Origin of the sequence: Nonomuraea sp. NPDC048916, assembly GCF_040649575.1 — a bacterium.
In the GTDB taxonomy this organism is placed as follows: domain Bacteria; phylum Actinomycetota; class Actinomycetes; order Streptosporangiales; family Streptosporangiaceae; genus Nonomuraea.
Map to the genome: position 1 here is coordinate 241,410 of NZ_JBEZFS010000005.1, position 26,960 is coordinate 268,369.

The 26,960-nt window shown below is 71.3% G+C and carries 21 protein-coding genes and 1 tRNA gene; 15 read left to right on the forward strand and 7 right to left on the reverse strand.

Going from position 1 to position 26,960, the window contains the following annotated elements:
- Positions 1-6 precede the first annotated feature (6 nt).
- The gene (locus AB0C16_RS06970; RefSeq protein WP_357679754.1) at positions 7-3,255 is read left to right on the forward strand and encodes a hypothetical protein; all 3,249 of its coding nucleotides are present in this window, start codon (positions 7-9) and stop codon (positions 3,253-3,255) included.
- Positions 3,256-3,297: 42 nt separating this feature from the next.
- Complete coding sequence (locus AB0C16_RS06975) at positions 3,298-4,518, forward strand: DUF418 domain-containing protein (protein WP_357679756.1); 1,221 nt, start codon at positions 3,298-3,300, stop codon at positions 4,516-4,518.
- Here AB0C16_RS06975 and AB0C16_RS06980 read toward each other — a convergent pair.
- The 3 genes from AB0C16_RS06980 to AB0C16_RS06990 all read right to left on the reverse strand — a co-directional run bounded on the left by AB0C16_RS06980 (position 4,490) and on the right by AB0C16_RS06990 (position 7,778).
- Positions 4,490-5,878 (reverse strand): xylan 1,4-beta-xylosidase, encoded by a 1,389-nt coding sequence (locus tag AB0C16_RS06980; RefSeq protein WP_357679758.1) that lies wholly within the window; start codon positions 5,876-5,878, stop codon positions 4,490-4,492. The genes AB0C16_RS06975 and AB0C16_RS06980 overlap by 29 nt on opposite strands.
- Before the next feature lie 101 nt (positions 5,879-5,979).
- Positions 5,980-6,729 (reverse strand): SDR family oxidoreductase, encoded by a 750-nt coding sequence (locus AB0C16_RS06985; protein ID WP_357679760.1) that lies wholly within the window; start codon positions 6,727-6,729, stop codon positions 5,980-5,982.
- 20 nt (positions 6,730-6,749) lie between these two features.
- Positions 6,750-7,778: a phosphotransferase family protein gene (locus tag AB0C16_RS06990; RefSeq protein WP_357679762.1), complete on the reverse strand. Its 1,029-nt coding sequence runs from the start codon at positions 7,776-7,778 to the stop codon at positions 6,750-6,752.
- 157 nt (positions 7,779-7,935) lie between these two features.
- Between AB0C16_RS06990 and AB0C16_RS06995 the strand changes: the two genes are divergently transcribed.
- A complete protein-coding gene (locus tag AB0C16_RS06995) occupies positions 7,936-9,015 on the forward strand; it encodes a GNAT family N-acetyltransferase (protein ID WP_357679764.1) in 1,080 nt (359 codons plus the stop codon).
- On the forward strand, positions 9,012-10,127 hold the full coding sequence (locus AB0C16_RS07000) for a DegT/DnrJ/EryC1/StrS family aminotransferase (protein WP_357679766.1): 1,116 nt from the start codon (positions 9,012-9,014) through the stop codon (positions 10,125-10,127). The genes AB0C16_RS06995 and AB0C16_RS07000 overlap by 4 nt, the downstream gene beginning before the upstream one ends.
- Before the next feature lie 30 nt (positions 10,128-10,157).
- Here AB0C16_RS07000 and AB0C16_RS07005 read toward each other — a convergent pair whose 3' ends face one another.
- Entirely contained in the window at positions 10,158-11,570 is a 1,413-nt protein-coding gene (locus tag AB0C16_RS07005) for a PLP-dependent aminotransferase family protein (RefSeq protein WP_357679768.1), read from the reverse strand.
- 71 nt (positions 11,571-11,641) lie between these two features.
- Between AB0C16_RS07005 and AB0C16_RS07010 the strand changes: the two genes are divergently transcribed.
- The 11 genes from AB0C16_RS07010 (at position 11,642) to AB0C16_RS07060 (ending at position 23,518) form a co-directional block, all read left to right on the forward strand.
- Positions 11,642-12,280 carry a pyridoxamine 5'-phosphate oxidase family protein gene (locus AB0C16_RS07010; RefSeq protein ID WP_357679770.1) on the forward strand — a complete coding sequence of 213 codons (639 nt, stop codon included), beginning with the start codon at positions 11,642-11,644 and terminating at the stop codon, positions 12,278-12,280.
- An 86-nt stretch (positions 12,281-12,366) separates the two neighbouring features.
- Entirely contained in the window at positions 12,367-14,823 is a 2,457-nt protein-coding gene (locus AB0C16_RS07015) for a serine/threonine-protein kinase (RefSeq protein WP_357679772.1), read from the forward strand.
- Between the two features lie 112 nt (positions 14,824-14,935).
- Positions 14,936-16,576 carry a protein kinase gene (locus AB0C16_RS07020; RefSeq protein ID WP_357679774.1) on the forward strand — a complete coding sequence of 547 codons (1,641 nt, stop codon included), beginning with the start codon at positions 14,936-14,938 and terminating at the stop codon, positions 16,574-16,576.
- A gap of 21 nt (positions 16,577-16,597) precedes the next feature.
- A complete protein-coding gene (locus tag AB0C16_RS07025; protein ID WP_357679776.1) occupies positions 16,598-18,025 on the forward strand; it encodes a hypothetical protein in 1,428 nt (475 codons plus the stop codon).
- 48 nt (positions 18,026-18,073) lie between these two features.
- Complete coding sequence (locus AB0C16_RS07030; RefSeq protein WP_357679778.1) at positions 18,074-19,132, forward strand: DUF2510 domain-containing protein; 1,059 nt, start codon at positions 18,074-18,076, stop codon at positions 19,130-19,132.
- Between the two features lie 71 nt (positions 19,133-19,203).
- Positions 19,204-19,797: an oligoribonuclease gene (gene orn / locus AB0C16_RS07035; RefSeq protein WP_357679780.1), complete on the forward strand. Its 594-nt coding sequence runs from the start codon at positions 19,204-19,206 to the stop codon at positions 19,795-19,797.
- 64 nt (positions 19,798-19,861) lie between these two features.
- Positions 19,862-19,934 (forward strand) — tRNA-His (locus AB0C16_RS07040).
- Positions 19,935-20,129: 195 nt separating this feature from the next.
- Positions 20,130-20,312: a LuxR C-terminal-related transcriptional regulator gene (locus tag AB0C16_RS07045; RefSeq protein WP_357679782.1), complete on the forward strand. Its 183-nt coding sequence runs from the start codon at positions 20,130-20,132 to the stop codon at positions 20,310-20,312.
- Between the two features lie 403 nt (positions 20,313-20,715).
- Entirely contained in the window at positions 20,716-21,099 is a 384-nt protein-coding gene (locus AB0C16_RS07050) for an LPXTG cell wall anchor domain-containing protein (RefSeq protein ID WP_357679784.1), read from the forward strand.
- Positions 21,089-22,873, forward strand: a complete 1,785-nt coding sequence (locus tag AB0C16_RS07055) for a DUF4012 domain-containing protein (RefSeq protein WP_357679786.1) — start codon at positions 21,089-21,091, stop codon at positions 22,871-22,873. The genes AB0C16_RS07050 and AB0C16_RS07055 overlap by 11 nt, the downstream gene beginning before the upstream one ends.
- A 60-nt stretch (positions 22,874-22,933) precedes the next feature.
- Positions 22,934-23,518, forward strand: a complete 585-nt coding sequence (locus AB0C16_RS07060; RefSeq protein WP_357679788.1) for a hypothetical protein — start codon at positions 22,934-22,936, stop codon at positions 23,516-23,518.
- Here AB0C16_RS07060 and AB0C16_RS07065 read toward each other — a convergent pair.
- The 3 genes from AB0C16_RS07065 to AB0C16_RS07075 are packed head-to-tail and all read right to left on the reverse strand — an operon-like array spanning position 23,508 to position 26,909.
- The gene (locus tag AB0C16_RS07065; RefSeq protein ID WP_357679790.1) at positions 23,508-24,884 is read right to left on the reverse strand and encodes a polysaccharide biosynthesis tyrosine autokinase; all 1,377 of its coding nucleotides are present in this window, start codon (positions 24,882-24,884) and stop codon (positions 23,508-23,510) included. The two genes, AB0C16_RS07060 and AB0C16_RS07065, sit on opposite strands and share 11 nt — an antisense overlap.
- 4 nt (positions 24,885-24,888) lie before the next feature.
- Entirely contained in the window at positions 24,889-25,929 is a 1,041-nt protein-coding gene (locus AB0C16_RS07070; RefSeq protein ID WP_357679792.1) for an MraY family glycosyltransferase, read from the reverse strand.
- Positions 25,926-26,909 (reverse strand): GDP-mannose 4,6-dehydratase, encoded by a 984-nt coding sequence (locus tag AB0C16_RS07075; protein ID WP_357679794.1) that lies wholly within the window; start codon positions 26,907-26,909, stop codon positions 25,926-25,928. The genes AB0C16_RS07070 and AB0C16_RS07075 overlap by 4 nt, the downstream gene beginning before the upstream one ends.
- Between the last annotated feature and the right edge of the window lie 51 nt (positions 26,910-26,960).

Below are 26,960 nucleotides of genomic sequence, written 5' to 3' on the forward strand. Positions count from 1 at the left end.
GATGGCATGACAACCGGGTTCACGGGTTCCTCAGAGCTCAAGGGCGAGCAGGAGCCGGACGTGCCCTTCGATCCGGAGGCCACGGGCATCATTCCCCGGATCTCGCTCTCCGGGGAGTCCGGGGGGCCCGCTGACACCCCGTCCCCGGAGGCCGGCCCGGCCGCCGGGGACGACGACGTGGCGGACTCCGACACGACGACGGCGCTCCGCCTCCCCACCCTGCGCATCGGCGGCCCGCCCACGGTCCCCGACGTGACCGCCTCCCCCTCGTCACCTCCCACCGACGCAGACCCCGGTGGCGCGTCCCAGTCCGACGAGACGCCCGGCGCGGGCCCGTCGCCCCGTGCTGACGGCGCCCAGGGCGAGGGCACGGCACCCGCCAAGGACAGCCCATCGGGCGCCTCTCGAACAGACAGCGCCCGAGGCGAAGGCGCGGCACCCGCCAAGGACAGGTCGTCGGGCACGTCAACGGCGGATGGACCGGACACGGAGGCGCTTCCCGCCGCCGGCACGGCCCCGGCCGATGACCCGGCGACCGAGACGCTGCCCGTCACGAGTGTGGCCCGTGCCGACGACGGACGACCCTCCCGACCAGGTGAGAGCCGGCCACCTGGTGGCGCCTCCCAGAGCGGAGAGACGTCTTCCGGCAGGGCGACGCCGCCGGCCGGAGGCGCGGCCGGCGGCCGGGGCTCGTCGACCCGTACGGACACCTCCCGGGCCGAGGGCATGACGCCCGCCGAACGCGGACCGGACGACGCGACCGGGCAGTCGCCGGGCAAGGGCGGCGGGGCCGGAACGGCGCCCCGCACGGGCGGCACAGCCGGACGATCACCCGGCACGGGAGGCACGACGGCCCGCAAGGCCGGCGCGGCCGGAATGAGGCCCGGCACGGGCGGCACGACGACGCCCAGCAAGGACGGCACAGCCGGGACGGCGCCCGGCGAGGGCGGCCGGACCGGGACGGGGGGGACGGAGGCGTTGCAGGGGGCGCCCCAGGCGCCTCTGGGCGCGCCCGGAGCGCCTCAAGCGCCTCATGGCCCCCAGGCGCCTCAGATCGCGCCTCAGGCGTCACCAGGGGCGCGGGCGGCGCGGCCGGCCGGGAAGGGAGGGGCGTGGGGGCCGCGGCGGTTGCTGCACAGCGCGCCCACCTGGCTGCCGATACTGCTCACCGTCGAGGCGCTGGTCATGTACATCCTGGCGCTGCGCGTGGCTCCGGGACCGTACCGCGGGGTGGACCCGGACGACATCAACGGGCTGGGGCTGATCGCGGCGCTGCCCGCTACGGCGTTCGTGGCCATCCTGATCATGCTCGTCGCGTTCTTCGTCACGGTCGCGCAGTCCACCGACCGCAAGTTCCTGCTGTTGTTCCAGATCGCGGTCATCACGTTCGCGCTGCACGGCGCGGGCGCGCTGGTGGCCGACGAGCCGCGCTTCCCCACGGCGTACATCCACGCGGGGTTCGTCGACTTCATCGGCCGGACCGGCGAGACGGCGATCAACATCGACGCCCGGATGGGCTGGCCGGGCTACTTCGCGCTCTTCGCGTTCGTGACGAAGGCCGCGGGGATCAGCGACATGACCACGATCCTGCAGTGGACGCCGCTGCTGTCCAACCTGCTCTACCTGCTGCCTTTCGTGCTCATCCTGCGCCAGGTGGTGGCGACGACGCGGGCACGCTGGTTCGCGGCGTTGCTGTTCGTGCTCGTGCAGTGGATCGGGCAGGACTACTTCTCCCCGCAGGGCTTCACGTTCGCCCTGTATCTGGCTTTCGTGGCGATCCTGTTGCGCTGGTTCGGACGGGTGGAGCCGCGCACCGAACCGGTGCCGCCCAAGGGGCTGCGCAAGCTGCTCGGCCGCCTCGACGCGATGACGCCGGGCGAGATCGCCAACACCGGGACGTTCCGGGCCGACAAGCTGCTGATGCTGACGCTGCTGCTGGCGCTGTTCTTCGCGTCGACGGCCTCGCACCAGATCACGCCGTTCATGATGCTCGGCGTGGTGACCGCGTTCCTGATCTTCAAGCGGACGTCGCTGACCTGGGCGCTGCCGTTCTCCCTGGGCCTGGTGGTGCTGGCCTGGATCAGCTACGAGGCCGTGGGCTTCTGGGCCAGCCAGATCGACACGATCTTCGGCGGGCTGGGCAGGATCTTCGACAACATCCAGAGCAACACCGGCGACCGGATCGAGGGCAGCGACCCGGCGCACGCGCTGGTGCTCCAGGCGCGCCTCGGCATCCTGGTCGTGATCCTCTCGCTGGCGGCCACCGGCCTGCTGCGCAGGCTGCGCCGCGGGGTGTTCGACCGGGCGGCGCTGATCCTGCTCTGCGTGCCGGTGATGGCGCTGGGCCTGCAGAGCTACGGCGGCGAGATCGGGCTGCGCATCTACATGTTCGCGCTGCCCGGGGCCTGCCTGCTGGCCGCGTACGCGTTCTTCCCCAACCTGCCCGCCGACAGCGCGGACGTGCGGGAGGAGACGATCCCCATCCGCAGGCGGAACGTCCGCTTCAACCCCGAGGTGACGAGGAAGGTCACGGTCGTCCTCGCGGCGTCCGTCTCGGTCGTGCTGGCCATGGCGTTCCTCGTCGCCCGCTACGGCAACGAGAAGTTCGAGCGGGTGACCTCGGGCGAGGTCGCCGCGATGCACTACGTGTACGACCACGACAAGCCGAGCGCGCGGGTGCTCTACCTGGTGCCGAAGGAGGGTCCCGAGGTCACCCCGACGCTGCCCTGGGGCGAGAAGGACGTCGAGCTGGTCAACTTCACCGGCCAGGCGCTGGTCTACAAGGATCCGACGCAGATCGCCAAGGCCGTGGCGAAGCTCAAGGAGAGCCCGCGCAACACCTATCTCGTCGTCAGCCGGGGCCAGGTCGGCTACCTGCAGCTGAACGAGGGCTTCCCGAAGGACTGGGGCGAGAAGTTCAGGGCCGCGCTGGACGCCTCGCCGGACCTGAAGAAGGTCTACTCCAACGAGGATGCCGCCCTCTACACCTGGAAGACGTTCGTCAGGGGGACGGAGATCCCGGATCCGCAGCCGTACAAGGGCCGCGGCGATCCCACCTCGCCGTGGACTCCGGTGGGCATCGGGGCGCTGGCGGTGACGTGGATCACGTTCTTCGCCTACGAGGTGATCCGGCTGCACGGCCCGAACCGGGCCCGCCGGGCCCGCAAGAGGCTGTTGTTCCTGGCCATCCCCGCTTTCCTGGTGGCCGTCGGGGTGATCGTGGAGCGGTTCATATATATCGCCCAAAATAACTGAATTCACAGGAACCTCTCAGGTTTTACGGAATGATGTCCGCTGATGACGGCACAGCGAACACATCCCGTCGAGGTGGACGGGCCGGCGACGAGGATCACGGCGGTCGACTCTCTGCGCGGGTTCTCGCTGCTGGGAATCCTCGTGGTCAACATCGCCTTCCTGGCCTCCGGCTACCGGATGGCCGGGCTGGCGGAGCCGGCGTTCGGCTCGCCGCTCGACTGGGCGGTGCGGTGGACCGTCACGATGTTCCTGGAGAACAAGTTCTATCTGCTGTTCTCGTTCCTGTTCGGCTACAGCTTCACGCTCCAGGTCGACTCGGCGGCGCGGCGGGGCAAGGCGTTCGTGCCGATGTTCCTGCGGCGCCTGGCCGGGCTCTTCGTGCTCGGGCTCGCCCATGCCGTGCTGCTCTTCCCCGGCGACATCCTGACCACGTACGCGATGGCGGGCCTGGCGCTCCTGCTGCTGCGCCGGATCACGCCCAGGACCGCGGTCGCGCTGGCGATCGTGCTGACGTGCGTGCTGGCGGCGGGGTTCGTGCTGCTGGCCGTCCTGGCCGGGACGGGCCTGGACATGGCGGGCACGGTGTCACACGGCACCGCGGAGGCGATCAAGTCGGACACCTCGCTGGCGGGCTCGGCCCCGCAGATCGTCGCCGAGCACCTGCGCAAGCTGTCGCTCATCGTCGTGCTGCGCGTGCTCTTCCAGGGCCCTGCCGTGCTGGCCGCGTGCCTGATCGGGCTCGCGGTGGGCAAGCTGGGCCTGCTGCGCGACCTCCACGCGCACACCGCGACGCTCAGGAGACTGCAGTGGATCGGCTTCACCGCCGGGCTGGGCGGCGCGTTCGTCTACACGCTGTCGGCGTGGACCGGCGCCGTGCACAAGTTCGCCGGCGAGGCGGTCGACCTGCTGACCGCGCCGCTGCTGGCCGCCGCCTACGCGGCCACGTTCCTGCGGCTGCTGCCGCGCCTGCCCCGGCTCGGCCGCCTCCTGGCCGCGCCCGGGCGGATGGCCCTGTCCAACTACCTGGCGCAGTCGCTGATCTGCGCGCTCATCTTCACCGGCTACGGCCTGGCGCTGGTGGACCGGGTCAGCCCGCCGCTGGAGGTGCTGATCGCGGCGGGCGTCTTCGCCGGGCAGGTGGTCTGGAGCCGCCGGTGGCTACGGACGCACAGGTACGGGCCCGTGGAGTGGCTGCTGAGATATCTCACCTACGGGAGCCGGCCGGAGACGGCCGCTAGCCCTGGCCCCGCCCGTCCCACTTGATCTCGTACGGCTTGAACGTCACCTGCTTGCCGTCCACGGTGGCCGTGACGTCGGCGTCTGCCGTGTTGACCATCACGACCTGACGTTCCTGCGCCAGGACCTTGATCCGCTCGTCGGACGAGCCGACCTGCTGGAGCCGGACCCCGGCGGGGAACCACCGGGTGAACCCGCTCAGCAGCCCCGCCATGGGCGTGTCCTCGCCGCCGCCGGGTGTCCACAGGCAGCCCGCGCAGGTGCCCTGGCCCTTCACCTGCGGATTCCAGTAGAGGGCCGACGTCACGCCGCTCCTGGCGAACTCCATCAGCGCCGTGGCCTGCACCGCGGTGCGCTTGTCCTCGCTCCAGCCGGAGTTTTCCGGCTCGACGTACCACTCGGCCCACCACACCGGCATGTCGTTGCTCTTCTCACGCAACCAGGTGGTGATCGCGCCGAACTTGGCCTGGGCGGCGAACTCGTCGGGGACGTTGCCCTTGTCGTTCGTCATCGAGGCGCCGTCGACCACGATGAAGTCGGCGCCCTTCTTGTTCTGGATCCAGTACTCGATCGCGTCGAGCGCGCGCTGGTCGATGGTGCCCCACGGGCCGCTGAGCTCGGACGCGCTCGTGCGGGCGTTGCTCTCGATCGGCACGTACGGCCCGCCGACCTGGATGTCGTCGTCGACCTGCTTCAGGGCCGCGTAGACCTTGTTGTACATCTGGGTGTAGCCCTCGGCGTCCCACCGGTTGGTCGTCGGGTCCCAGAAGCCCTTGAACTCGTTCCAGACCATGAAGTGCTTGACGGTCGGGTACTGCTTGGCCACCTTGGCGGCGAGCTTGGCGTAGTCGTCGAAGTGCTCGCGCTTGGGGGCGACCGTGTGGTTCTTGCTCCAGTCGGTGCGGCCGGGCTGGCCGCCCTTCATCCAGTCGGGCGCGCAGCACAGCGTGATGACCGGGATGCCCCGCGACGAGGAGATGAACTTCATCCGCCGGTCGAGGTCGTTCAGGTTGTACTGTCCGGGGCGCGGCTCGGGGTTGCCCACGCCCCAGCCCATGATGTGCTGGTTCTGCAGCATCGGGACCCTGCCGAGCACTCCCTCGGCCTGGTCGGCGATCTCCCTGGGCGCGGTGTCGGCGCTGTACTGGGTGTGGGTGACGCCCCACCGGGGCCAGGCCTCGAGGGCGGGCGGCTGCTCCAGGGTGGGCGCCGGCTGGGTGGGCCCGATCTCGGCCACCTCCCCGCCCTTGAACTCGTCTCTGGAGCCGGTCCGGACCGCGGCGTAGATCATGATGCCGGTGACGAGCACGATCGCGAGGATGCCGGCGCCCAGCGCGAGCGGCCACGGTGGCCGCCTCCGGGCATGCCGGCCATCGGTGGGAATCACGGGAACCTCCACCCCTCGCGTGAACATACAGGGGTCGGGCGCTAGCGCACCCGACCCTTATAACCGTATATACGCGACTTGCAAGCTACTTGCGGTTCAGATTAGGCGGCCGGCGGCCGCTCGCCCCCCGCCGGACCGGGAACACCCGCATAACGGTACGGCACGGGCTGCCTGCCCGGTTGCACGACCAGCAACGTACCGGGCGATTCGGCGTAGAAGGCGGATTCGACCGCGGCGGCCACGTCCTCGGCGGTCAGCAGCGGGAACCCGGCGCTGACGAACATCTCCCGTGCGCCGGCGACCAGCGGCGTGTCGGTGAAGCCGGGGCAGACCGCGCCGATCCTGACACCGTCCCTGGCGAGCGGTGTAGCCAGGGCCCTGACCAGGCCGACCACGGCGTGCTTGGTCATCGTGTAGATCGGGTCGCCGTCGTAGCCGACCAGCCCGGCCAGCGAGGCGGTGACCACGATCGCGCCGCCGCCGGAGCGCCTGAGCAGGGGCAGCGCGGCCGCGACGCCGAAGACCACGCCGTCCACGTTGACGCCGACCGCCTTGTGGTATTGCGCCACGTCGAACGCGTCGAAGTCGACCCCGCTGGAGATGCCGGCGTTGAGGTGGACCAGGTCGAGCCGGCCGTACGTCTCCTCGGCGAGCGCGACGGCCTCCCGCGACGCCTCCTCGGCGCTCACGTCGGCGGCCAGGGACACGCCGCCCAGCTCCTTGGCGAGCCGCTCGGCGCCCTCGCCGTCGCGGTCGACGAGCACGCATCTGGCGCCGCCGGCGGACAGCCGCCGCGCCACCGCGGCGCCGATGCCGCTCGCCGCTCCGGTGATCAGTGCAACAGTGCTCATCAACGCTCCTGTGGGGGTGTTCACGACTGGTCGAGGATCCTGTGCGCGCGAGCTATCAGAGTGGGCACGGCCGAACCGATGTGCTCGAATCCATCCCCCACGGTCTTACCCTGCCGGAACCGGGCATGGATACCCTCCACGATGACCGCGAGCTTGAAGTTGCCGAACGCCACGTAGAACCCGAGATCGGCGATGTCCCGGCCGGACGCCTTGGCGTAGTGGGCGGCGAACTCGGCGGCGTTCAGGAACCCGGGCGCCACCGTCACGTCGCCCGCCACCGGGATCCCGGCCCGCTCCTCGTCACCGGCCTCCTGCCAGTAGGTCAGCGTGAGCCCCAGGTCGGCCAGCGGGTCGCCGAGGGTCGACATCTCCCAGTCGACCACGGCCAGGATCTCGGGCGCGGGCGTCAGCCGGATCAGCGTGTTGTCGAGCCGGTAGTCGCCGTGCACGAGCGTGCTGGCCGAGCCCGGCGGCATCCGGTCGCGCAACCGGCCGACGAGCCGGTCGTACTCGGGCAGGTCCTCGGTCTTCGACCGCTCCCACTGCTGGCCCCACCGCTGGAGCTGCCGGGCCAGGTAGCCCTCGGGGCGGCCGAAGTCGCCCAGGCCCACCTCGCGGTAGTCGACGGCGTGGATGGCGGCCAGCACCTCGGCGAGCCGTTCGGACAGCCGTCTCGTCTCCTCGGGCGCCGGGTCGCCGAGCTCCGCCCTGGTCCGCACGGCGGCGCCCTCGACGTGTCCCATCAGGTAGAACGGCGCCCCGATGACGTCCTCGTCGCCGCAGAAGGCGACGGGGTCGGGCACCGGGACCGGGGTCGGCGCGAGGGCCGAGATGACCCGCCACTCGCGCCGCATGTCGTGGGCGGTGGGCAGGACGTGCCCGAGCGGCGGGCGGCGCAGCACCACGCGGCGCTCGCGGGCCTCGATGAGGTAGGTGAGGTTGGACTTGCCACCGGAGATCAGCGAGGCGGAGAGGGGCTCGCCCGCGTCGGGGACGTTCTCGGCCATCCACGCGAACAGGCGGGGCTGGTCGATCCCAGGAACGGTCATGCACACACATTAGAACGCTACTCGGTCCTGAACGCTAGCTGAGAATTCCGTAACGTTCCGGAGCAACCTGAAACGACATACGGAAATACCCCTTACCCTGGGATTACACGTCTGCCCGCATGCTGACAGGCACACGGCATGCCGACGGTAGGAGCCCATGCGCGTCACACTTGCTCGCCCCAGCGAACTGGGCGTACCCGAGCTGAACCGGTGGCGAGCCCTTCAGGAATCTCAGCCCGGATTCGACAATCCGTTCCTGTCGCCCGAGTTCACGGTCACTGTCGGCCAGCTGCGGGACATGGTCAGAGTCGCGGTGCTCTACGACGGGTCGGAGATCGTGGGGTTCTTCCCCTTCGAGCGCCATCCGCTGGGCATCGGCAAGCCGGTGGCGGCCGGGCTGACCGACGCGCAGGGCCTGGTCCACGCGAAGGACGTGGAGATCGACCCGCATCGGCTGATCAGGCAGTGCGGGCTCTCGGTCTACGAGTTCGACCATCTCGTCGCCTGCCAGCCGCTGCTGGACGACCGGCACGAGCGGCACCCGTCGCCGATCATCGACCTGCGCGACGGCCACGAGGCCTACACCGCCTTCCTGCGTGAGCACTCCGGCAAGACGTACAAAAGCACGCTGGCCAAGTCGCGCAAGCTGGGGCGCGAGGTCGGCGAGGTCCGCCACGAGTACGCCACCACCGGCACCGAGCCGCTCCACACGCTGCTCGGCTGGAAGACCGACCAATACCGGCGCACCGGCCGCACCGACAGGTTCGCCCACCAGTGGATCGTCGAGCTGGTCGAGCGGCTGCTGGCCATCCGGACCGAGACCTTCGCCGGTGTCCTCGACATGGTCTACGCCGACGAACAGCCGGTGGCCGGGCATTTCGGGCTGCGCACCCGCACCACGCTGGCCGGCTGGTTCCCGGCCTACGACACCCGGTTCGCCAAGTACTCTCCCGGTCTCATCCACCACCTGGCCATGGCCGAGCGGGCCGCCGAGGCGGACATCGAGACCATCGACATGGGCCGCGGCCACAAGGAGTACAAAGAGAAGCTGAAGAACGGCGAGCTCCAGGTCGCGGAGGGCCGGATCGCCACGACCGGCCCGGCGGCGGGCGTCCACTGGCTGATGCGCGTGCCCGCCCGCAGGACACGGGCCGTCGTGCTGGCCAACCCGGTGCTGCACCGCATGGCCGATCGCACCCTCAAGACTCTCGGCCGGCTCCGCACCGCGCGTTCGTGAAGCCCATCGCCGAGCGGACCGGCCGTCACTGCCTGCGCCTCCCGTCCAACCGTCTCGGTCTCTATCTGGCGCTGCGCCACTGGTGCACGCCCGGACAGCGGTTGCTCATGTCGCCGATCTCCGCCGACGAGATCCTCTTCCTGGTGCTCGCCGCCGGCCTGCGGCCGGTGATCGCGCCGCTCTCGCCCCACGACGGCAACATCGACGTCGGCCGGGCCGACCTGTCCCAGGTGGACGCGGTCCTGACGACCAACCTGTACGGCCTGCCGGACCAGATGTCCGCCTTCGCGGGAAAAATCGTGATCGAGGATGTGGCCCACGCCCTCGAGAGCACGTTCGAGGGCCGCCCCCTCGGCACGTTCGGCCAGGCCGGCGTCTTCAGCCTGTCCAAGCACCCGGCGGCCGGCTCCGGCGGCGTGCTCGCCGTCGAACACCGCTCCGACCTGGCGGCTCTCCAGCAGGCCCGCGACGAGCTCCTGGTGCCCGGCGCGCCGCTCAGGCAGTTGTTCGACGTGGCGACCAGCATGGGCCGCCAGACGGCGCTCAAGCTCGACCTGGTCCGGCCGGCGCTCTTCCTGGCCCGGCGGCTCGGCCTGCAGGAGCCACGCGAGGGCTACCGCATCGCGCTACGGCCCGACTCCCTCGACGAGGCCCTGAAGCAGGTGCCCTGCCTGCCGGCGTTCGACCAGTGGGTCTGTGCCGACCTGCACGACTTCCGCGCCCGCAGGGGCCGCGTCGCACGCTGGTACCAGTCGCGCCGCCTCGCCAAGGTGCCCGCCGAGCGCGACCGCAGGCTCGACGGGGTGCGACTGCTCGCCGAGCTGCCCACGGTCGCCGCGGCCGTGCGCGACCACCTCGACCAGCCGTTGTTCCGGGTGCCCCTGCTGGTGCGCGACCGCGACGCGGCCGTCGCGGAGCTGGAACGCCACGGCGTGGCGGTCGGCTACCTGTACGACCCGCCCTACGACGACTACGCGCCCGGCTACACCGACCCGTCGCCCGATCCGGGCCCGGCCCGCTGGTGGGCCCGCCACGTGCTCCCGGTGAACCCGATCTACGCCTCACGGGCCCTTCCGATCCTCATGAACCTTCTCCCGGCTCCCCCGCTCTGACCCCGCCCGCTCCGACCTCGGCGCTCCGGCCTAGCCCGCCCTGACCCCGGCGACCCGGGCGGCTCCGGCCCCGGCGATCAGGTCGGCGACGATCCGGCAGCCGCGCCGCACCTCGGGCAGCGAAGCGGAGCCGTACCCGATGACCAGGCCGTGCAGGCGCTCCCAGCCGTGGTGGTGGCGCTCGGTCGAGTCGAGCAGGACGCCGAGCTCCCGGGCCCGCTCGACGATGCCGCCGGACGTGTCCGGGGACAGCTCCGCCAGCACGTGCAGACCGGCCGTGTCGCCGCGCAGGCGGCAGACCGGGCCGAGGGTCTCGACGATCACCGCCCGGCGGCGGGCGTACTCCAGGCGCATCCTGCGCAGGTGGCGGTCGAGGTCGCCGCGTTCCAGGAGCGTCGCGACGGCCTGCTGGACCGGGCCGCTGGTGCGGTCGGACAGCTCCTCACGCAGGGCGGCGATCCTGGCCACCAGCTCCGGCGAGCCGACCAGCCAGCCGACGCCGACGTCGGGGGCCAGCGACTTCGACAGCGTGCCCAGCAGCACCACCCGCGAGGGGTCGAGCCCGTAGAGGGCGGGCAGCGGGGCGACGTCGTAGCGGAACTCGGCGTCGTAGTCGTCCTCCACGACCATCGCGCCCGTGCTCCGGGCCCAGGCCAGCAGGCGTTCGCGGCGCGGGATCGGCAGCCGGCCGCCGAGTGGGTACTGGTGCGCGGGCGTGGTGTAGAGCAGGCCGAGGTCGTTCGGCAGGTCGTCGACGATCACGCCGTCCTCGTCCACCGGGCACGGCACCACCTCCGCTCCCCTGGCGGCCAAGACCGTGCGCGCCACGTGATAGCCCGGCTCCTCGACGCCCGCCCGGCCGCCGCCGAGCAGGGCCAGCGCGCACAGGTCGAGCCCGTTGCCGGTGCCCCGGGTGACCAGGATGTTCTCCGGTCCCACGGCCACGGACCTGACCCGCCGCAGGTGGCCGGCCAGCAGCTCCCGCAGGCGCGGGAGGCCGTGGGGGTCGGGGTGGCCGCCGGGCGGGAGGTCGCCGGCCTTGCGCCAGGCCCGCTTCCAGGCGGCCCGGTCGTAGTCGCGGACCCAGGGATGGCCCGGCCGCAGGTCGATCGCCTCGGCCACCCGGCCGTTGTCGGATGCGGGAGCGGGGCTCGGCGTGGAAGACAGGGGGCCGGACCTGGGCGTCTCCAGGCAGGCGACGAACGTGCCCGAGCCGTGCCGTCCCTCCAGCCAGCCCTCGGCGTACAGCTGCTGGAAGGCCTCGGTGATCACCGTGCGGCTCACCCCGAGCTGCGCCGCGAGGCCGCGCGAGGACGGGAGCCGCTCGCCCGGCGCGAGGGTGCCCGCCAGCATGGCCTCGCGCAGCCAGCCGGCCAGCTGCGTCGAGAGGGGCACGGCCGACCGCCGCGACAGGGATACGGGCAGGTCGACGAGGCTGCGCACGAAAGTGGTCTCCGGGAAGCGATCGATAGTGGCCCTATAACTTAGGTCCACTCGCTGGCTACCGTCGAATCATGCTCTCCACCACACCCCGCACCACGCTCGGCCGCGAGAAGCAGCGGGGCAGCACCGACCGCGCCGACCTGTACGAGGTGCTCGACACCGGGCTGTTCTGCCATCTGGGCGTGGTGGTGGACGGCCACCCCATGGTGGTTCCCACCGGCTACGGACGCGTCGGTGAGACGCTCTACCTGCACGGATCCACCGGCGCCCGCTCGCTGCGAGCCGGCGCCGGCGCCGAGGTGTGCGTCACCGTGACCCAGGTGGACGGCATCGTGCTGGCCCGGTCGGTCTTCAACCACTCGGTCAACTACCGCTCGGCGATCGTCTACGGCCGGGCCCGGCTGGTGACCGACGAGGACGAGCGGATGCTGGGGCTGCGCGCGCTGACCGAGCAGCTCGCGCCGGGCCAGTGGGACTACGCCAGGCCGCCGTCGGCCAAGGAGCTGGCGGCGACGGCCGTGCTCGCGCTGTCGCTGGAGGAGGCGTCGGTCAAGATCAGGCGGGGCGAGCCGAATGACGAGGAAACGGACTACGCGCTGCCCGTCTGGGCCGGTGTGCTGCCCCTGGAGACGACCTGGGGCGCTCCGGTGCCGGACCCGTTGCTCCCAGAAGGTATCGACGTACCTGTTCACATCAGCGGCCGGGAGTAGTTCCATAATTCCGGAACCACCTGGCAAACCGGACTCCAAGATCGCGCGTCTCATCAGGTGGGCCGATTCCTGATGGGAGAGGCAATATGGAGTGGAGCGCCTCCGGCTACACCGAGATCAAGCAGCTCGGAGCGGGTGTCAGCGGCAGGGTCGTGCTGGCGGTGCACGACGAGACCGGGGTGAAGGTCGCCGTCAAATACCTCGCCGAGGAGTTTCGGCGCGACCCGGCGAAGCTCGCCCGCTTCCAGGAGGAGGCGCGCCTGCTGGTGACCCTGCGCGATCCGCACATCGCCACGCTGTGGGAGTACATCCAGGACCGCCACGGCGCGGCCATCGTGATGGAGCTGGTCAACGGGGTGTCGCTGCGCGCGCTGCTGCGCGAGAACGGCACGACCGGGCCCGAGGCCGCGCTGGTCGTGCTGAAGGGCTCGCTGCTGGGCCTCGCCCGGGCGCACCGCATGCGGCTCGTGCACAAGGACTACAAGCCCGAGAACGTGATCGTCCGTGACGACGGGGTCAGCAAGCTGGTCGACTTCGGCATCGCCGTACGACAGGGGACCGTCTCCCATCCCGAGGGCACGCCCCCGTACATGGCGCCGGAGCTGTGGGCGGGCCATCCCGCCTCGCCCGCGACCGACGTGTACGCGGCGACGGCGGTGTTCTTCGAGTGCCTGACCGGGCACCGGCCCTACCGCTCGACCGAGCCGAGCGTGCTCGGCTACCAGCACGTCTACGCGCCGGTCCCGGTGCACGACGCGCCCGAGGAGGTGCGCGAGCTGCTCTCCCGCGGCCTGGCCAAGGACCCGGCCGACCGGCCGCCGAGCGCGCAGGCGTTCGTGGCCGAGCTGGAGGCGACGGCCCGGGCCGCCTACGGCGAGGAGTGGGAGGAGCGCGGCAGACGGCGGCTGGCCGGGCTGGTCGTGCTGCTCGCCCTGCTCCTGCCCGTGCCTCAGACGCCGCCCGCCCAGGTGACCACCTCGCTGGCGCGGACCGTGTTCCGCGGCGCGCGGCACAACGCGGCCCGGGTGGCCATGGGCGCCGGCCTGGCCGCCGTGGTGGGCGTCGCCGCGGTGTTCGTGCTGGCCAACCGCGACAGCAAGCCGACGTCGATCGACATCGCCGCGGCGCCGGAGTCGCCAGGAGCAGCGCCGGCCTCGGCGCCCCCGACCGCGCCGAGCGGGGAGCTCCCGGCGGGCGGGTCGCCCTCGCCGGAGGACAGCCCGGCGGGCGACCCATCGGCCGCCGTCCTGCCGGTCGGCAGCGACGAGCCGGAGGCCACGGGCACTCCGGCGAGCTCGCCGAGTCCCTCGCCCCGGCCCACCCGCACGAGGACCACGCAGCCGGCCTCACCCAAGCCCTCCTCCACGGACACCGAGCCCGCGTCGGTGAGCTCGCCCAGCCCTCCGACCACCGCCCCGGCGACGCCCTCCGTGACCCCGACCCCGACCCCGACCCCGACCCCGACCCCGACACCCACCCCCACCCCGACACCAACGCCCACGCCCACGCCGACACCAACCCCGACGCCCACGCCGACGCCGCCGACCTCGGTGGCGGGGATCGGCATCGGCCGCCTCACGCTGAACGCCGACGCGGTGGGCGGGGCCACGGTCACGATCCGGGCGACCGGCACGCGCCCGATCACCGCCACCGCCGTCTGGGCGGTCGCGGGCGACCCGGTCCAACGCGGGCAGGTACGGCTCAGCGGCGACACCACCTACACCCGTACGTTCAGCCACACGTTCGGCGAGCGCCCCTGCGGAAAGACGATCAGCCTGACCGTCACCACCTCGCCCGCCGCGCCGGGCGGCGCCAGGACCGCCTCGCTGGACGTCCCGCCCTGCCCCACGACGGTGAGCGGGCTGCGGGTGGCGCTGGCCATGGCCCCGTCGCCGGGCACCGGCGCGACCGCCCGGATCCGGGTGACCACGTCCGGCACCGCCGCGGTCCCGGTCGAGGCCAGGTTCGCGCTCAACGGCGACGGGATCGGCGCCAGGAAGGCCACGCTGTCCGGCCGGACGTCCTACACGCGGGCGTTCACCCTGCCGTTCGAGAGCAGGCCGTGCGGCGCCACGATCTCCGTGGGGGTGACCGCGGGAGACCGGGAGGCGACCGCCCACGCCCGCGTGACCTGTCCCCCGGGCGTGAAGCAGGTGTCGATCGTGCGGTCGGCGCTCAACGCCCGCGGGCTCGCCACCGCCGCCGTCGCCGTCGCCACGGTCAACGACCGGCCGGTACGGCTGAACGTCGGCTTCTACCTGGCCGGGCGGCTGAGGAACACCCAGCAGGTGACCCTGTCGGGCGAGACCTCGTACACCAGGATCCTGAACCACTCCTTCGGCGAGCTGCCGTGCGGCGTGACCTGGCAGGTGCGGGCGGCCACCCGGCCCACGGCGGCGGGCGGCGGCGCCACGGCGGGCGGCCGGACCCCCGCGTGCCCGCCCGAGAAGGAGGAGCCCGACACGGACCGGCCCGGCACCGACCAGCCGAAGACCGACGAACCCGCGACCGAGGAGCCGCAGACACCGGGCACGATCAACTGATCTGGCGTTCCAGACCTATCCAGATATCCATGCCTGGAACTCGGACATGTCCGGTTAAGCTACGCTCCGTCTGTTGAGGGTGGGGGCCCAGACGACTCCAGAGGAGACCGTTATGCACGGTGATGCGCAGTGGGGGGTCCCCGGATACAGCTCGATTCGCGAGCTGGGCAGCGGATCCGCCGGCCGAGTGGTCCTGGCCAGGCGTGACCACGACGGCGCGGAGGTCGCCGTCAAGTACCTCTCCGACGAGCTGCGGGCCGACGTCGGCTTCGTCGCCCGCTTCCGCCACGAGGCCCGACTGCTCGGCACGTTGCGCAGCCCGCACAACGCCCGCCTGATCGACTACGTCGAGACCGGCGCGGGCGCCGCCATCATCATGGAGCTGGTCAACGGGGTGTCGCTGCGCGAGGTCCTGCGCTCCGAGGGGCCCACCGGCCCCGAGGCCGCCCTGGTCGTGCTGAAGGGCTCGCTGCAGGGCCTGGCCGCCGCGCACGCGATCGGCGTCGTGCACCGCGACTTCAAGCCCGAGAACGTGATCGTCCAGGGCGACGGCACCAGCAAGCTGGTCGACTACGGCATCGCGGTGCGGGCCGGCGAGGACGCGAGCGCCGCCGGGACCCCGCCCTACATGGCCCCGGAGCAGTGGTCGGGGGCCCCGGCCGCGCCCTCCACCGACGTCTACGCCGCCACGATCGTGTTCTTCGAGTGCCTCACCGGCACCCGCCCCTACCGCGCGCCCAACCTCGCGGCGCTCGCCCGGCAGCACCAGAGCGCGCCGCCGCCCGTCGAGGAGGTGCCGGGGCCGCTGCAGGGGCTGGTCGAGCGGGGCCTGGCCAAGGATCCCATCGGGCGGCCCCCGTCCGCCGAGGCGTTCCTGACCGAGCTCGAGGCCATCGCGACCGAGGCGTACGGAGCCGACTGGGAGCAGCGTGGGCGCCGCCGCCTGGCCAGGCTCGCCGGTCTGCTGCTCGTGTTGTTCCCGAGCGCGCCGGACGCGCCGCCCGAGGTGCAGACCTCGCTCGCCGAGACCCATTTCCGCACGCCGTCCAAGCTGCTGAGCAAGCTCTCGTCCAAGGTCCTGATCGGCACCGCCTGCGCCGGCGTGGTGATCACGGCGGCGGTGGTCACGGTCGGCGCCTTCGACGACGACACCACCCTGCGGGCGCAGACCTCGCAGGTCACGCCGTCCACGGTCGCGCCCTTCACGGGGGATCCGGTGACCGAGGAGCCGCTGGAGGAGCCGGTCGAGGAGCCCACGCCGTCCGCCGAGGAGACGACGCCGGAGCCGACACCGGAGCCGCCGACACCGGAGCCGACGACCTCGACGAGCGCCGCGCCGCCGCCCATGACGTCCTCCTCTCCCACTCCCCGGCCGAGCAGGACCCGCACCCCCAAGCCGACGCCCACCGCGACCGAGACCACCGGGAAGCCGGCCACCACCTCACCCGTGATCACCGGCACGCTCGACGAGCCGCCCACCACGGCCACGCAGCCGACCGCGACGCCCACCACGGCCGCTCCGCCGACCTTCCGGCCGCCCACGCGGAGCCCCGGAACCCCGGCGCCGGAGCCCACACCGACCCGCACCGGAGACGACGGCGGCGAGATCACGCCGACCCCGGTGCCCGAGGACGAGGGGCCCGGCCGGGCCGCCGCGACACTGCTCGCGGTCGGACTGGTGACGTCGGGCGCCGTGCCGGTCACACTTGCGGTGAAGCGCCGCATGGCGGGACGGCACCGGAGGAAGAGCTGACAGCGTCGGGGGGCGACGGCGATGGACAACGCACGGAACGGCATCGCCGGCTTCCGGCTCACCGAGCACACCTGGATCACCGAGGTCGGCAACTGGATCGACGCGATCTCGCCCGACGGGCGCAGGGCGGGGGCGCTCCTGTTCGACCCGAGGGTCATCGGATCGCCGGGGGTGCGCGACCGGGTGGTGGCGGCGGTCATGACCGACCAGCGGCTGGTGCTGGGCGGGCTGGGCGGGCTGATCCCGGTGGCGGACGTGGTGGCCGCCGGCGACCAGGTGTGGCTGCTCACCGCCCAGGCGGTCAGCCCCACCCTGTTCGACCTGTTGGGCTCGGGCTCGATCGACCCGGGCGGCGCGGCGGCCGTGCTGCTGGAGACGGCCCAGACCCTGCTCGCGCTGCACGCCGCCGGGCTCACGCACGGCTCGGTGCACCCGCGCACCGTGGTCATCGCGTCGGACGGCGCCGCGCTGCTGTCCGAGCGCGGGTTGTCGGACGCCATCCGCGGCCAGATCTCGCCGCCCGAGCGTGACGCGGCGGCCTGGGCCTCGCTGGCACGCGGGCTGGCGGCCTCGGCCCATGGGGCGCCCCGGGTTCAGGAGCTGTTCGAGCGGGCGGCGGTGACGGCGACCACCCGGGGCCTGGCCGCCGCCAGGGACGTCCTCGTCGCCGGTCGCGACGTGCTCCCGGGCGGGGCGATCAGCCGCGACCGGCTGGCCCAGGTGGCCCGCGGCCAGTCGGTCTTCGCGCAGCCGCCGCCGCAGGCGCTGCCGCGCGACGAGGGCGACATCGTCACGCTCCTGCACGTGCCGGGCGCCTCGTCCCCGCACATGCAGTTCGGCCCGGGTGTCGGTTCCGGTGCGGGTCCAGGTGCGGGTCCAGGCGCGGGTCCAGGCGCGGGTCCAGGCGTGGGTCCAGGCGCCGGTCTGGGTACGGGTCCGGGCGCCGGCACGCGGCAGCTGGGCACCACGGCCGAGCGGATCTGGCGGGCCGGGAAGGACGAACAGGCGACGATCCAGCGGCGCGGCCGGAGGTCCCGGACCTCGCGTGCCCGCCGCCGGCGGACCATCCTGGCCGCGGCGGTGTTCGCGGTCATCCTGGCCGGGGCGATCCTGGCCTGGCTCCGGCTGAGCGACGGGCCCGAGCTGGCGGTCGTGTCGGTCAACGCCGTCGCGCCGAAGAAGACCCAGGGCTGCGACAGCGCCGTCGTCATCACGGGGACGATCGTCACCAACGGCGCCCCAGGCGAGATCAGCTACGAATGGCGCAAGAACCTGGACAAGGAGGTGGTCAAGGCGACCCTGCGCACCACCTCCGACCGCACCTCCTACGAAGTGCCGTTAAGGTGGTCGCTCAGCGGCAAGAGCACGGTCAAGGCCACGGCGACGCTCCGCGTGCTCTCTCCCGGCCCGGTGCTGTCGGACAAGGCGAGCTTCACCTACAAGTGCTGACGCCCGGCAACAATGCATATCAAAGCGCTTCTCACTACGCTGACGAGCATGACCACGCAGACCCCCGCGGGCTGGTACCCCGACCCCTACGGAACGCCTCAACTCCGTTGGTGGGACGGCGACGAGTGGACCGACGCGACCCACCCGCTGGAGCAGGGAACGCAGCCACAGCAGCAGCGGCCTGTCTCGGGGCCGCAGCCCGGTCCCGACTGGTCGGCCACTCCGGCCAACCCGACGCTCCAGTTCGGGCAGCCGGCCCAGTCTCAGACCCCGTACGGCCCGCACAGGCAGCTCGGGCGACCGGAGCAGCACGGGCAGCCGCAGTGGAGTGACGGCCGGCCGCCCGGTCCGGGGTTCGGCCCGCCGCCGAAGCAGGGCAATCCGCTGGCCTGGGTGTTCGGCGGCCTGGCCGCGCTGGTCGTGGTCGCCCTGATCGTGGTGGCCGGGATCTTCTACCTGAACCGCGCCGCCCCGACCGACGCGTCGGGGCCGACGCCCACGCGGACCGAAGACTCCCCCGGTCCGGGCCAGACCTCGGAGCCGCCGCAGACGGGCGAGCTGCCGCAGCCGCGGGACGGCCGTGTCGCCGATCCGCGGGCCGGCCTCTCCTACGCGGTGCCCGCCGACTGGGAGGTGCCCGACTTCGGCGACATCAACGGCACCAACCCCGCCCTGCAGCGCTGGTCGAGCGGTGTGAGCGCGACGTCCCAGGAGAACTACGACGGCAAGGGGAACAACTGGATCGGCAACGTCTACACGGGCCTGCTGCACGAGCTCTACCCCTACGAGGGCTCGCAGAGCCTGGGCACCACGGCCAAGATCGTGTTCGCCGACTTCGCCAAGTACTACCAGGTCCCCCACACGACCAAGATCGCACAGGACGAGGCGCTCAAGATCGGTGACCGCGACGCGTGGGTGTTGCGGTTCGAACTCGACTTCACCGACGAGTCCAAAGCCAAGGGCTACAAGTGGAACAAGGAGAACGGCGCGATCGTGGTCATGGATCGCGGTGAGGGTGAGCGCCCGGCTCTGCTGTACATGTCCGTGCCGGACAATCTGGGCACCGATGTGGTCGATCAGGTTCTGAGCTCGCTCAAGCCCGCCTGACCGGTGGCACTAGGCTGGTGGGGTAAAGCAAGCGGGCGGACGGCTCCGAGCCGCTTGGGCGAGGAGAACGAATGAGTGACTTGCTTGTCTGGATCGACTGCGAGATGACCGGACTCGACCTCGGTCGGGACGCGCTCGTCGAGGTGGCGTGTGTCATCACCGACAGCGAGCTCAACCAGGTGGACGAAGGCGTCGATGTGGTCATCAAACCGCCGCCCGAGTCGCTGGAGCAGATGTCGCAGGTGGTCCGCGAGATGCACACGGCCTCGGGGCTGCTGCCCGAGCTGGCGGGCGGGGTGACGCTGGCGGAGGCCGAGTCGCTGGTGCTCGAGTACATCCGCCGTCACGTGCCCGAGCCGAAGAAGGCGCCGCTCTGCGGCAACTCCATCGGCACCGACCGTACGTTCATCTCGCGTGACATGCCCGCGGTCGACGCCTACCTGCACTACCGGATGATCGACGTGTCGTCGATCAAAGAGCTGGTGCGCCGCTGGTATCCCCGGGTCTACTTCGCCGCGCCCGAGAAGCAGGGCGGTCACCGGGCGCTGGCCGACATCACCGAGAGCATCAGGGAGCTGCGCTACTACCGCGCGGCCGTGTTCGTCGCCCAGCCCGGGCCCGACTCGGCGACGGCGCGAGCGCTCGCCGAGCGAGTCACCGGTTAATGAGTGGCGTAAAGACTCCCGAACACCGCTACACTTTTCCTGTGCCGCCACACGGCGGTCCATGGTGGGTGTAGCTCAGTTGGCAGAGCGCCAGGTTGTGGTCCTGGATGTCGAGGGTTCAAGTCCCTTCACTCACCCCGCGAACGGCCGGTCCCCAGGGACCGGCCGTTGTCGTTTTCTCCTCATTGTCCCCAAAACATGACTTTGAGAGTTATGCTCGCTGTCTACCGCTAACGCCGGAAGCTCGGGGGCCTCGGCGACCTGCCCGTCTGTGTGCCCCCGGAGGCCGGATGAGAGTCGACGACGCAGCGTTCGACAGCGTATTCACGTCATTGAGCAAGCGAGAAGCCGAGGTCATGGACCTGATCGCGACCGGTCAGTCCAACGGTCAGATCGCGCGACGCCTCTTCCTCAGCGAGAAGACGGTCAAGAACCACGTCAACCGCATCTACGCCAAGCTGGGCGTGGACTCCAGGGTCACGGCCATCGGGTTGTGGCTGTCCCGCGACGGCTGACGACTCCCACTGACGACTCCCACTGACGGCTCCGGCTGACGGCTCCGGCACCTGTCGCGATCTTCGCGCTCGCTGGGCGTGTTGCCCGCCGGCCCTCCGGCCAACGCGCTAGCCTCTCAGATCAACATCGCCACGAGAGCGGGCGATCACGCACCGTGACCAAGCCGACCGCCACCGCCGACAGGCCACCGGGCCGGAGGTAGCGCTGATCGTCAATTTCCGGAGAACCATCAGTGATCATTCGGTAAGAGCCGTGCGCCCCCCGAAGCACCACGCGTCCGGACACATAGAACGGGTTCGGGTGAACAGTCGCCGTCATTCCGGGCGAATGTTCTATGTCCCGAACACCGTCACGGGGGAGTCTGAAATGGCTGGAAAAATCACGGTACCTATTCTCGTCGCGATGACCGTCGCGGGCGGGGTCACGTTCGGGTCCTCCGGAGCGGCGATGGCCACGGCCGGCCGGACCGAACCCACGCTGGATCCGACCCCCTACCCGCCGAAGGCCAACGTCCTCACGGACAGCAACGTCCACACGAACAACAAGGGGCACATCCAGTCCGACACCGAGGTCGAGGTCTTCGTCAAGATGAAGGACCTCGAGCACGAGCGGCACTGGAGAGGCGGAGGCTGCGCCGGCGGCTGCGCGGAGGAAAGCGGGGCCGAGCTACCGATGACGGGAGCGCCCGTGCAGACCCTCGCGGCGATCGGTGCGGGCCTGCTGTTCCTGGGCGCCTCCGGCACCCTGATCGCCGTACGACGCCGCCGATCGTCCAGTGCGAGCTGACAGGCGCCGCCGGTTCGTCACCATCGGCCTGCTGGCCCCGGCCGCCGGTCTCGTGGTGGCCGGCGGCTGGTCGGCGTTCCTCGGCCGCAACGTACAGGTCGAGTTGCAGGCCACCAGGGACATCCTGGTCAGGATGCGGGAGACTGAGCCGGGACAGCTGGGACAGCTGGAAGGCGCGCTCGCGCAGGCGCGACGGCACGCGCAGGAGGCGCTCCGGCTCACCAGCGGCTACGACTGGTCGCTGATCACCCGCTCGCCCTTCGTGGGAGAAGGCGCGACGACCGTCCGCGGGCTGGCCGAGGCGGCTGCCGAGCTGACCGACGTGCTGACCGACGTGCACGGCGCCGGCGCGAAGCTGCTGAAGGCCGACGGGCTCGCCATGGGCAGCGTGCGCCAGCTGCTGCCCCACCTCGAAGCCGCGGCGCCGGCACTGGACGTCGCCGCCGGGCGGATGGCCGCGGCGAGGTCACGCCTGGCGGCCACCCCGGCGGACACCGGGCTGGCGGTGCTGGACGAGGCGCGCGCCACCGCCCTGCGCGAGGTCGGCCGGCTGAGCGGCTGGCTCGACATCGCGGCCGACGCCGGCGCGCTGCTGCCGCCGATGCTGGGCCACGACGGTCCGCGCCGCTACTTCCTCGGTTTCCAGACCAACGCCGAGGCACGCGGAACCGGCGGCCTCGTCGGCGCGTTCGGCATCCTCAAGGCCGACCGCGGCAAGCTTGGCATCGAGCGGCTCGCCGCCAACACCGGTCTCGAGTCGAGCCCGCGCCCGGTCATCGACCACGGGAGCGCGTTCCGCTCGCGCTACGGGCCGAGCGCCCTTTCGCTGTTGTCGAACTCCAACCTCTCCCCGCACTTCCCGTACGCCGCGCGGACCTGGACCGCGTTGTGGGAACGGCAGACCCGCCAGCGCCTGGACGGCGCGATAGCGACCGATCCGGTCGGCCTGTCCTACCTCCTGCGGCTGATCGGCCCGGTCACGCTGCCCGGCGGTGAGAAGGTGACGGCGGACAACGTCATCGACCTCACCGAGCGCACCGCCTACGCCCGCTACCCCGACCCGGGGGAGCGCAAGAAGTTCCTCATCACGATCGCCACCTCTGTCAGCAAGGCGATGACCGGGGCCCGCAGCGATCCCACCGCCCTGTTGTCCACCCTGTCGCGGATGGTGGAGGAGCGGCGGATCCAGATCTGGAGCCGCAGGGACACCGAGCAGCGGCGTCTGGCGGACACCCCGCTCAGCGGTGAGCTGCCGCGACAGCCGGGAGCCTTCGCCGGGCTGGTGGTCAACAACTCCGCCGGCAACAAGCTCGACTACTACCTGAAGCGCTCGCTCGACTACGAGCTGGGCCCCTGCCGCGCCGACGGGACCCGCGTCACCCGGGTGCGGGTCCGTCTGTTCAACGACGTCCCGCACGGGAAGCTGCCCGCCTACGCCTCCAGCCGGCTCGACTCTCCGGACCGCGACCACGCCATGGGGTCCAACATGCTCTGGGTGTCGCTCTTCGCCGCGGTCGGCGCGAAGAACGGCGGCATGAAGATCGACGGCAAGCCCGCGAGCCTCTTCAGGGAGGTCGAGCGATCCCATCCGGTCTACTCGACCATGCTGGAGCTCGGTCCCAGGCAGACGAGGACACTGGAGCTCCTGCTGCTGGAGCCCGCCACGGCCGCGCCGCCGCGGGTTCCCGTGCAGCCCCTGGTCCGGCCGCAGCACAACCGGATCATCGAGAATCCGGACGGCTGCGGCCCCGGCACCGGTCAAGAGGACCGATAAAGCGGCAAAGACCGGCGTGCCGCGGGCGTCCGCCGGATCGGGCGTCCTACCGTCGCCCTCATGGAAGGTACGGGGGACGCCCTGCCGTCATCGCGGGCCGGGTTCCACATCTTGTTCGTGTGCACGGGCAACATCTGCCGCTCCCCGCTCGCGGAACGGCTGGCCAGGTCGATCCTCGGCCCGCCGTTCCTGGTGACGAGCGCGGGAGTCCGCGCCGAGCCCGGCAGGCAGATGGCCGAGCCCGTCCGGCGCCTGCTGCTGCGCCTGGGCGCCGATCCCGCCGGTTTCGTCTCACGGCCCCTGACCCCGGAGCTGGTGGCCACCGCCGACCTCGTGCTGACGGCCACCACCGCGCACCGCGCCGAGTCGGTGGGCATGCACCTCCCGGCGGCCACGCGCACCTTCACCATCGCCGAGTTCGGCACGCTGAGCCGGGCGCTCGCCGACGCGGCCGTCGTGCGCCGGCGCGACGCCGTGCGACGTGCGCACATGCTCGTCGAGGAGGCGCGAGCGCTGCGCGGGCTGGTCCGGGTGGACCAGCCCGACATCGCGGACCCGTTCGGCGGCTCGTGGTGGGCCTACCGGAAGGCGGGGCGGAGGATCGTCACATCGCTCGAAGCCCCGCTCAAGCTGTTCACACAGTAGCCGGGACGTTCTTGTCGGCCTTGGGCTTGGACTCGGACCCGTAGCCGTAGCCGTAGCCGTAGCCGCTGGACTTGGCGGGCACGAAGTTCAGCACCGTCCCCACGATGCGCGCGTTGATCGACGACAGTTGTTCCGCGGCGCGGAGGATGTGCTCCTGGCGGGTCTTGCCGTAGCGCGCGACGAGCATCACGCCGTCGCAGATCGCGGCGAGCGTCGCGGCGTCGGTGACGGGCAGCAACGGCGGCGCGTCGAAGATCACGATGTCGTAGTCGCGCACGAGCTGGTCGAGCACCTGGCGCATGCCCTGCGAGCCGAGCAGCTCGCTCGGGTTCGGCGGTGTCTGGCCGCTCGGCAGCACGTACAGGCGCGGCTCGCCCCAGGTCTGGATCACGTCGTCCAGCCGGGCCTTGCCGATCAGCACGTCCGTCAGGCCGGTCCCGCCCTCGATGCCCAGGTAGTCGGGGATGCGCGGGCGGCGCAGGTCGCCGTCGACCAGGAGGACCCGCCAGCCGGCCTGGGCCAGGGTGATCGCGAGGTTGGACGACGTCGAGGACTTCCCCTCGTTCGGCAGGCAGCTGGTGATCACGAGCGACTTGGGCTGCCGGTCGACGCCGATGAACTGCAGGTTCGTGCGCAGCGAGCGGAACGCCTCCGCCCTGGACGACCGGCCACTGCGCCGGACGATCAGAGGGTGACGCCGCGCGTCCCGCTCGTAGCCGATGATGCCCAGGGTGGAGCTCCGCGAGGTCCGCTGCAGCACGTCGAACGACTTGATCGTGGTGTCCAGGCGTTCGCGCAGAATGAGCGAGCCCAGCGCGGCGACCATCGCGACCATCAGGGCGACCAGGATGTTGAGCATGGGCACGGGGCTGACCGGTTCCTTGGGGATCTCCGCCTTGTCCACCACGGTGACCTTGACCGTCGGCCTGCTGGTGGGGGTCGGCCGCTCGATCTGCTCGATCAGCCCGGCGAACTTGGTTCCCAGGGCGTTGGCCAGCGAGGCGGCGCGGGCGGGGTCCGTGTCGTTGACCATCGCGCGGAGCAGCAGCGTGCCGGGGACGACCTCGGCCGTGATGTTCGCCTGGAGACGCGGGATGTCCTCGCCCGTGGTGACCTGGCTGATGAGCCGGCGGCTGGTCAGCAGGGAGGCGTAGGACTGCACGCCCTGCGACAGCGTGCCCACTTGGTACGCGGGCGAGAACGCGCCTTGCTTGTCATGGCTGGAGAACAGCATGCTGATCGTCGCGACGTACTTGGGTGGCATGTTCGCGGTCACGACCAGCGCCGCGCTCAACGAGATGATCAGCGACAGGAAGATGAGCATCCAGTTCTTGCGTGCCAGCCGTACCAAGGAGAGCAGATCCACCTGATCATCGCCGCCTTTCGCGGATTCGTGGAGGGTTCTCGACAGGACGGTGCGGCGTGTCGACGTTCACGCTCAGCAGCAGGCTGATGAGGCCGACCGCCAGTCCCCCCGCGACGATCGCCGCGCTCAGCGGTGGAACCCAGCCGACGACCGTCACCGAGAGGAGCGCGCCGGCGAACACGGCGATCAGAGCCAGCAGCATGGCGACCGAGCGGGCGTCGAAGCCGAGCCACCGGAGCCGGTGCGACACGTGGTCGGTGCCGCCCATCAGCGGCGAGCGTCCCGCCCGCAGCCGGGAGAGGAACACCACGCCGGTGTCGACGGTCGCGACGAGGGTGGGCAGGAGCAGCCCGGCGATCGTCGTGCCGGGTCCCTGCCCGGTGACCAGCGCCACCGCCGAGCAGGTGAGGACGAAGCCGATGAACAGCGATCCGGCGTCCCCCATGAACATCTTCGCGGGCGACCAGTTGTGCGGGAGGAACCCCAGCACGGCACCGGCCAGCACGACCAGAAGCAGTCCCAGATCCGGCTGCCCCCGCAGGAACGCTGCGCCCGCGAGGAAGACGGCGGTGACGGCGGCGACGGTCCCGAGCGAGCCGTCCATGTTGTCCAGCAGGTTGAAGGAGTTGGTCAGCACGACGATCCAGATCACCGTGATCAGACCGTCCGGCCACCCGCCCGTCACGGTGAGCTCGACCCCGGCGAGCACGACGCCGATGGCCGACACCGTCTCCACGGTCAGTCTGGTGAGCGCGGGCAGCGACGCGATGTCGTCGATGAGGCCGAGCAGGGCCACCGCCGAGGCGGCCAGCAGGATGGCGGTGAGCCGCTCGTCGGCGAGACCGAGCGCGGCCATGGCGGGCAGCACCGTGGCCAGCGCGATCGCGATGCCGCCCAGGTACGGAGTCGGGCGGAGGTGCTTCTTGTGCCCCCCGGGGCGGTCGGTGAAGCTCCACCGCACCGCCAGGCGCTTCAGCGGGACGGCGGCGGTGGCGCTGAACAGGCAGGCCACCGCGCCTGCGGCCAGCGCGGGTGCGCCGCTCACCGCATCGCCGCCGCGAGCTCCTCGCGAGCCTCCTTGACGATCTCGGTGAGGATCTCGTCGAGGGTCCGTCGCGGAGCCCAGCCGGTGAGTTCGCGAATCCTGCCGGTGTCGGGGACTCTGCGCGTCATGTCCTCGAAACCGTGCCGGTACGCCTCGTGGTAGGGAACGAGCTCGACTCCGGACGTCGACCCGGTGTGCTCGACGATCAGCTTGGCCAGTTCGAGGATGCTGACCTCGCCGGCCGAGCCGATGTTGAAGGTCTGCCCGATGGCCGCGTCGTTGTCGAGCAGTTTCAGCAGGGCGTCGACGACGTCCAGGACGTGGGCGAAGCAGCGGGTCTGGGTGCCGTCGCCGTGGACCGTGAGCGGGTCGCCGGCGAGCGCCTGCCGCACCAGGCGTGGGATGACCATCCCGTAGGCGGGGCTCTGCCGTGGCCCCACGGTGTTGAAGAGCCTGACGACGATCGTCGGCAGGCCGCGTTCGGTGTGGTAGGCGTTGGCGAGGATCTCGTCGACGGACTTCGCGGTGCTGTAGGCCCATCGGACGACACCGGTGCTGCCGAGGATGCGGTCGGCGTCCTCGTGCAGCGCTCCCGACGAGTTCTTGCCGTAGATCTCGCTCGTGCTGGCTATCAGGATCTTCTTGCGGTATCTGTGCGCGGCCTCGATGACGATCTCCGAGCCGCGGATGTTGGTCGTGAGGCAGCGCAGTGGCTGCTCGACGATCAGCTTGACGCCGACCGCGGCGGCGAGGTGGGCCACGACGTCGCACTGGTTGACGAGCTCGTCGACGATGAGCTCGTCCAGGATCGAGCCGTGGACGAAGCGCATGTTGGGGTGCGGTCGCAGGTTGCTCAGACGTCCGGTCGACAGGTTGTCGAGGATCACGACGGAGTCACCACGGGCGATCAACGCGTCGGTGAGATGCGAGCCGATGAATCCGCTGCCGCCCGTTATGAGGTAAGTGCATGCTTTTCTCACGAGTTTCCCTATTGGTGCGTGAAACGTGTTCTTTGGCGGTGAACAGGGGGC